The organism is Aerococcus sp. L_32, from assembly GCF_050689315.1.
This window is the reverse complement of the sequence record NZ_JBOEQF010000095.1, coordinates 1-7,633: the sequence shown is the minus strand read 5'-3', so window position 1 is coordinate 7,633 and position 7,633 is coordinate 1. Positions and strand designations below refer to the sequence as shown.

Here is a 7,633-nt window from a genome sequence, read left to right as displayed (position 1 = left end):
CATTGTCGTGATTGAGCACAATTTAGATGTGATTAAAACAGCAGACTATATTGTAGATATTGGCCCGGAAGGTGGTGCTCAAGGTGGTAAAATCGTTGCTTCTGGTACACCTGAAGAGGTTGCTAAAGTGAAAGGCTCATACACAGGTAAATACTTAAAACCATTGTTGAAAAAATAGAATAAAATAGAAAAACACTATGTTGACGATAAATATTACATTCATCTTGAAACATAGTGTTTTTTCTTTAAAATGAAAGATTATGAGAAGGAAGTGGGATAGTAGTGAAAATTGTACATACAGCGGATTGGCATATTGGAAAAGTGGTCAATAACCACTCTCTAATAGAAGACCAACGTACCATATTAAATGACTGGCTAGCACAAACCGTCGCTTTAAAGCCTGATTTGGTGATTATGGCAGGTGATTTATATGACCGGACTTTACCTAGTGGTGAAACGGTTCAGTTAGTCAATGAAATGCTAACGAAAATGTCACAAGAACTAGCTTGTCCCATTTGTATTATCGCTGGAAACCATGATTCAGGTGAACGCGTAGGTTATGCTGCAGGTTTACTGTCAGGACAAGGCTTACACATGGCTGGTGTCCCTAGCACCGAGATTCGAAAGGTTGAAGTTGGTGATGCAGATGTGTATCTATTACCGTTTAGCGATCATCTAACGATTAAACGTCTATATCCTGAAGAAACTATCCATAGTATTGAGGATGCCACTAAGGTACAGGTAGCGCGAATTAAAGACAAATGGGATCCTAGTCGGGTCAATATCATCCTTTACCATGGTTATGTAACTGCTGGGGCCATTGAAGGGGCAGGGGAAGACTTAGAAAAATCCGATTCAGAACGTCCCTTGTCCATTGGTACCAGTGAATATGTACCCCATACTGTCTTTGATGGCTTTGATTATGTGGCGCTTGGTCATTTACACGGGCCGCAACAAGTAGGTAGTCCGCGAATTCGCTATTCAGGTTCACCCTTGAAGTTTTCTAAGTCAGAAGTTCATCATCATAAGGCCTTTTTAGAGATCGACTTGGATAAAAAGGCGGACACCATTGAAGTTGTGAAGCATGAATTAAAGCCTGATAAGGATATGCGGATTATGCGCGGTCAATTTGAAGATTTGTTACAAGGGCAATCAGATGACTATATTTTCTTTGAACTAACGGACGCCTACGCTCAGCATGAAGCTATGAATCGCTTGAAGAAACGGTACCCAAATGCCATGAGCTTAGAGTATGTAGCTTTAGAAAATAGACAGCGACAAGACTTGAAATCCAAACGTCACGAAGTGCAAGCAACACCTGTATGGGACCAGTTTGCTCAGTTTTATCAAAATAATACGGACCAAGAATTATCAGCCTTCCAAGCGGAAATTGTCCGTGATATTTTCCAATCAACCTTAAAGGAGGATAAGGCATAGTGAGACCTATTAAACTTGAATTGCAGGCTTTTGGACCTTATAAAGAAAAAACGAGCCTAGACTTTACAGACTTAGGCGATCAGAACTTATTCTTGATTTCAGGATCCACTGGTGCTGGTAAAACGACCATTTTTGATGCCATTGTTTACGCCTTATACGGAAAGACTTCTGGTTCATCGCGTGATATTAATGAATTGAAGTCGCAGTTAGCTGAAGATGAAAGTGTTGCTTATGTACGGTTAACCTTTATGATTCACGGGAAAACCTATACGGTGGAACGGATTCCAAAGCAAAAACGGCCGACTAAAAGGGGCTTAATTCGAGAGCAGAATGCGGAAGTAACCTTAGAAGGGGAAGATTTTTCACTAAGTAAAACGCAAGAAGTGGATAGTAAGTTAGTTGAAGTTCTTGGTTTGTCAGCAGATCAATTTAGACAAATTGTCATGTTGCCACAAGGAGAGTTTAAAAAACTCTTGGAAGCTAGCTCGGGTGAAAAGGAAGCCATTTTACGTACCATATTCCATACTGATTATTTAGACCGGTTCCAACAAGCCATTGCTGAACGGTTTAAGCAAGCTAACCAGGAAGTGGGCGCCTTGAAGAAACAGGTAGACCAACATAGCCAATCATTTGTGACGTTTGCGGATAATGAAGCGATAGCAATAGTGGAGAATGGTGATGAAGAGGTCGATACGGCTGACAAGAGCTTGACAGAAAAAGATCGGGTTCAAAATTGGGTAGATCAAGAGGACTATCAAAATCTTTCTGAATGGGCTGGCACTAAAGTAGCTGACTTGGACCAGAAGAATGCTGATTTAAGTCAACAAATCACTGGTTTTGAGTCTACTATTCAACGGCTAGAAGGCTTTATTAAGCTTTTAGCTAGACAGGATAAATTACATCACCAAGAAGCTTCCATCAAAGAACGTGAAGCGACCATTACTAGTGAACGAAAGTCTTTGCAACAGTACCGTGAAACACAAAACGCTTACCAGTTGATCCAACAAATTCAAAAACAAGCGCACAAACAGGGGCAATTACAAAAACTGGTGAATGAGAAAACGGGCTTATTACAAGAAGCGAATAGTCGTTTACAAACTGTCAAAGCAGAGCAAGCTGACTGGCAAGACCAGATTCAACGAGTAGATAGCTTGCGGGCAGAATTGCAAGATTTGGCTATTCAAGAAAATAAATGGGATAACTATTTAATACAAGAAGGTAGTCTCAACAAGCAAGTGGCTTACGGCCAAAGTTTGGCTGAACAAGCGACAAAATTAACCAGTCAGATTCAAGACCAGGAAAAAGCGGTCGAAGCTGGGCAAGCATCTCTGAAAAAACTGCAAGCAGAGTTAGAACAAGTAGGGGATATCAACCAACAACAAGTTCTAGTTGATCAAAAAATCTATCAATATAATTTGTTGGTAAAAAATTATGAGGACATGGTAAAAACCAACCAACAGATTGCAGACCTTACTGTTCAAGTAGAAGCTGACCAGAAAGTCTATCAAGCAAAAGTAGACGGACGAAATCGTTTGGAATTGGCTTATAGCCAAAATCTGGCTGGAGAATTAGCCAGTCAATTAGTTGAAGGTCAACCTTGTTTAGTTTGTGGATCTATTCATCATCCAGCACCAGCTGCTGTGCAAGAGGATGCAGTGACAAAAGAAATGGTTGAGGCAGGGGTGGAGGCTGCGCAAACAGCTTTCCAATCTTATTCAAGTAAAATAGAGCGTCTATCTGCTATTCAGGCGACGTTTGATCGAATAATTGCTGACCAAGATATTGAAGGCATAGCGACGGATGCGACAAGTAATCATGAAAAACTTGAAGTATGGCGGGCTCATCTAGATAAGGAAGCTGAAGATATTCAACAAAGCAAGTCTCATTTAGATAAGTTATGCCAGACCAAGCAAGATTTGGACAAACAATTAAATGAATCGATTAAGCAAGTGGATGAAGCGAAGGCGACTTTGAATAATATGCAAATCGAAGCGTCAACTCTTAAAGGGCAAACAGCGTCTAACCAAAGCGCTGTTGAAGAATTGCGGAAAGAAATCGACCAATTAAAAGGTCAATTAGTTGGCAATTCAAAAGCTGTTGTCACAGCTGAATACGAGGCAAAAAACAAGACCTTAGCGGAAATTACAACTAAAGACCAAGAGTTGAAGACTCAATTAGATAAGCACCAGCAAGAAGTTGCTCAGCTAACCACACAGATTGCAGGATATAAAGATCAAATCAAGCAAGGGCTAGTGGAATTACAAGCTGATCAAACTGCTTTGGATAACGCGATGGCCGACCGTCAAGAAAGTCAGGAAGACATCTGTCGAATCCATGAAAGTCAAAAGAATTGGGCAGCTATTGAAAGTGAAATTCAACGTTTTGATAATGAGGTTTATGCCTTTAATGAAAATAAAGCAACAAATCAAAAAGAAATTGAAACAGCTGGCTTAGATAAAAATGCCGAGACTTACCAAGCGGAAATTGCCCAAGAACGGATTAAATTAGCTGAATTTAAAGCTAGAAAAGATCAGGTGATTTCAATCAAAGCCCAATTAGACCATGCTATTTACCTATTTAAGGATAGTTTCGCATCCTACCAAGAAAAAGGGCGTCATTTCGGGGAACTATCGCTCCTAAACAAGGTAGCCAATGGGAAAGAGAAGGCTTATGGCTATATTTCCTTTGAACGCTATATTTTAGGTTTGTATTTTGATGAAATTCTCCAATATGCTAATGAACGTTTGATGGCCATGACCCAAATGCGGTATGAATTTAGACGGATTGTCGAAGGACAGTCGGGTGCAGGGGCTAAAGGACTTGACCTAGCTGTCTTTGACTACCAAGCTGGTGGGAAGCGGTCGGTCCAATCCCTATCTGGTGGAGAAGGCTTTAAAGCTTCCTTAGCCTTGGCCCTTGGTCTGTCTGACGTGATTCAAAATGATGCCGGTGGTATTGAAATTGGCACGCTCTTTATTGACGAAGGTTTTGGAACCTTAGACCAGGAATCCTTGCAACAAGCGATTGAAACCTTGACTGATTTGCAACAAGCGAGCGGCCGTATTGTTGGGATTATTTCTCACGTGGCTGAATTGAAACAACAAATTCCAGTCCACTTACAAGTGTCTGCTAGCAACGACGGGTCCAAAGCCTTTTTTACAGGGGTTCAATAAGGCTAAAATCAAACAATTGTGAAATTAGGTCCATAGACCTATGACATTTACCTCCAAAGTTGGCAGAATATAGATAACAAAGGAAAGCTAAACAACTAGGAGGTTGTCACAATGACCAATCATAAAGAACGTATTTTAAACTTAGTTAAAGAAGGCATTTTAACAAACGAAGAAGCGATTATCTTATTAGAAAATAGAGCGAAACAAGCTGAATCAAACCCTACAACACAAAAGCAAGTTGAGGAAGAGAAAGATATCTTAGATGACTTTTATGCTAATTGGGAAAATGACCAGGCGGTAAATCAAGATGATATTACTGGCCGTACGCAAAAAGTGGCTATTCAAAAAGACTTGGAAGCGTCACTCGCAACCAAGTTAACTGAGCGTCAAAATTTGGTTAACCAAGAAGGGAAATCTGAAGTAACTCATATTGAAATTGATCGTTTGACTGAAGAAATCAACCAATTGACGGAACAAATCCACCAATTGAAAGAAGATATTATTCAAATCGATGCGGAAAATCCAAGACCATCAAAAGAGACGGCACAAGCAGATTCAAAAGTTGACGAAAGCCAACCGATTGAAGAAGAAACGGAAGAAAATGCTTACGACTACAAAAATATCGTTGGCGACTTCTTCACTAAAACACGGTCAGTTTTAGACCAAGTGCAAGATAAGGTATCAAAAACAGTGAAATTTGAAAAAGGTAGCGGATCAATTCCAATTCCTAAATTGATTACCCATGATTTTGAAGCGACCTATGAATACACTGAACCATTATCGATGGTGGATATTCAAATAGCGGCTGGTCAAATTGAGTTAACATCTTGGGACCAACCAACTACGAAATTAACAGTCGTTGGTAAGTTATACGGCGATTTCGATGAAGAAGATGCGCAAACTACCTTTGAAAAAAGAGCAAACTTAGAATTTGTTGACGGGGCCTTAAACTTGAACATGATTTCTCGTTTTATCAAGACAGATATTGTGGTACAAGTGCCAAAAGACCGCTTAGACTTTATTAAAGCGAGAACAATTTCTGGCCCTGTAACGGTTGAAGATATGGATACGAATGATATCTATATTCAAACAGTTGACGGCGCGATTAATATCGAAAACTTTACAGCTTCAATGATTGAAGTAGATACGAAAAATGGTCAATTAACCTTAAACGATGTGGAAGCCTTAGATTTAGTGGTGAAATCATTGAATGGTAGCCAACGATTGAAAGGTCACGTAGAAAATGTATTGATGGAAACCTTAAATGGGGACATCGTGATTACAATGGACGCAAAACCTTTAGTTCGTGCCCAAGTAGAAACAAAAAATGGCGATATTAAATTGAATATGCCAGCAGGTACAGCGGTTGATGGGGTAGCCCACACCAACCAAGGTGAAATTATGTTCCGATCAGATTTGATTAAGAGTCAATCACAAGTCAACGATCAATTTAACAAACAAAAAGCATTTTACTATGATGTAGCTGGAGAAAAGGCTTATCGAGTGAACTTGAAGACAATGCGTGGTAATATTCGCGTGAAAGATGATGCTGATATGCGTAGAGGAGAGATTTAATATGTCAGGGAGATTAATGAAGTCAAGAAAAGATAGTTACTTATTTGGGGTATGTGGTGGTATTGGTGAATACTTTGGTATTTCTGGTAATTTAGTCCGTATCATCGCAGTATTATTAAGTTTGACACAGTTTCCAGTTTGGCTAATCTACATTATTTTAATTTTTGTAATGCCCAACAGAAGCCACTAAGAAGGTAGGAGTGAATAGAATGGCTAAGAAATTAACAAAATCACGTAATGACGTAAAATTAGATGGTGTTTGTGCCGGGATTGCTGAGTACTTTGAAATTGACCCAACGATTGTCCGTGTAATCTTTGTCTTCGTCACACTTTCTGGCGGAGCTGGGATACTGATTTATCTATTGTTAGCATTGATTTTACCAAGAGATGAAGGTCGTACACGTGTAGATAGACATGACCGTGACGCATACCGTCAGACTAAATCATTTGATGCTGAAGATCAGGACGACTATAATGAATCTAGCTATAATAAAGATTCAAAAGATACTCTTGATGAGGAAGAAAGTTGGCGTGATTTTTAATTATGAGACGTTTTATATTAGCGACACTGATTGATGCCTTGGGCTTGATGGCTATTTCATGGATCCTTGCCCCAAATGTATATGTGGCAGATTTTTGGTCAGCAATTTTAGTAGCTATCGTATTGAGTATTGTGAACTCAATTATTCGTCCTATCGTAAACTTGTTGGCATTACCATTAAATATCCTGACATTTGGCTTGTTTAGATTAGTTGTAAATGGCTTTATGTTTATTATCGTAGGATTGTTCTTCCCAACATCCTTCGTATTCGCAAACTTCTTTTACGCAATCGCCGCAGCCTTCTTGTTCTCGATGTACCATTGGTTCTTTGAGAAATTTATCGAAGCCGGGAAATAATGGAGGATGTGAAAATTGTCGCTTAGACTCGTAACGGTGGAAGACATAAGTATAGTGATGGTAAAACACACACCTTATGTCTGAAGCGGCACGATCCTGACATTATGAGCTCGACTTTAAGGGTGCGAGAGCCGACGCTCAGACAGGAACATTGGAAGTTTAAGGCAGTAGATGGCGAAGTCAGCTACAACTTAAGCTGAAATGCAGTCCTGGCTGGAGGCTCGAACCCGACTAGGGTGCGAGAGCCGACGCAGTCGAATCTATATTTTAAATCCTAATCCGCTTGTTGATCTGAATGCCAGATTGACGGGCGGATTTTTCTTTTTCACAAATTACAGCTTATCCAACTGTCCATATGGGTCTAGTATGGTAAAATAGGGGCAAAGTGACTTGTTAAGAAAGGAAACCGTATATGACAAAGGTAACCGTGAAAGATTTAGTCGAAAAATTTGATTTTGAGGTTATTTGTGGTGCAGATTATTTAGACCGCGAGATCATTACCAGTGACATTTCAAGACCTGGTTTGGAAATTACCGGCTATTTTAACTAT

General features: G+C 39.8%; 6 protein-coding genes and 1 pseudogene. All 7 read left to right on the top strand.

Going from position 1 to position 7,633, the window contains the following annotated elements; all coding sequences use genetic code 11:
- Nucleotides 1-282: 282 nt before the first annotated feature.
- Nucleotides 283-1,437 (top strand): exonuclease SbcCD subunit D, encoded by a 1,155-nt coding sequence (locus ACRCJ0_RS07500; protein ID WP_431390069.1) that lies wholly within the window; start codon nt 283-285, stop codon nt 1,435-1,437.
- Nucleotides 1,437-4,610, top strand: coding sequence for an AAA family ATPase (locus tag ACRCJ0_RS07495; RefSeq protein WP_431390068.1), 3,174 nt, complete (start codon nt 1,437-1,439; stop codon nt 4,608-4,610). Before ACRCJ0_RS07500 ends, ACRCJ0_RS07495 begins: the two co-directional genes overlap by 1 nt.
- A gap of 111 nt (nt 4,611-4,721) precedes the next feature.
- Nucleotides 4,722-6,185, top strand: coding sequence for a DUF4097 family beta strand repeat-containing protein (locus tag ACRCJ0_RS07490; RefSeq protein ID WP_431390067.1), 1,464 nt, complete (start codon nt 4,722-4,724; stop codon nt 6,183-6,185).
- Nucleotide 6,186: 1 nt separating this feature from the next.
- Nucleotides 6,187-6,375 carry a PspC domain-containing protein gene (locus tag ACRCJ0_RS07485; RefSeq protein WP_016897957.1) on the top strand — a complete coding sequence of 63 codons (189 nt, stop codon included), beginning with the start codon at nt 6,187-6,189 and terminating at the stop codon, nt 6,373-6,375.
- Nucleotides 6,376-6,394: 19 nt separating this feature from the next.
- Entirely contained in the window at nt 6,395-6,727 is a 333-nt protein-coding gene (locus ACRCJ0_RS07480) for a PspC domain-containing protein (RefSeq protein ID WP_048729060.1), read from the top strand.
- A gap of 2 nt (nt 6,728-6,729) precedes the next feature.
- A complete protein-coding gene (locus ACRCJ0_RS07475; RefSeq protein WP_059348408.1) occupies nt 6,730-7,083 on the top strand; it encodes a phage holin family protein in 354 nt (117 codons plus the stop codon).
- Nucleotides 7,084-7,495: 412 nt separating this feature from the next.
- Nucleotides 7,496-7,633 (top strand): annotated as a pseudogene (locus ACRCJ0_RS07470) (HPr(Ser) kinase/phosphatase); the annotation flags it as partial.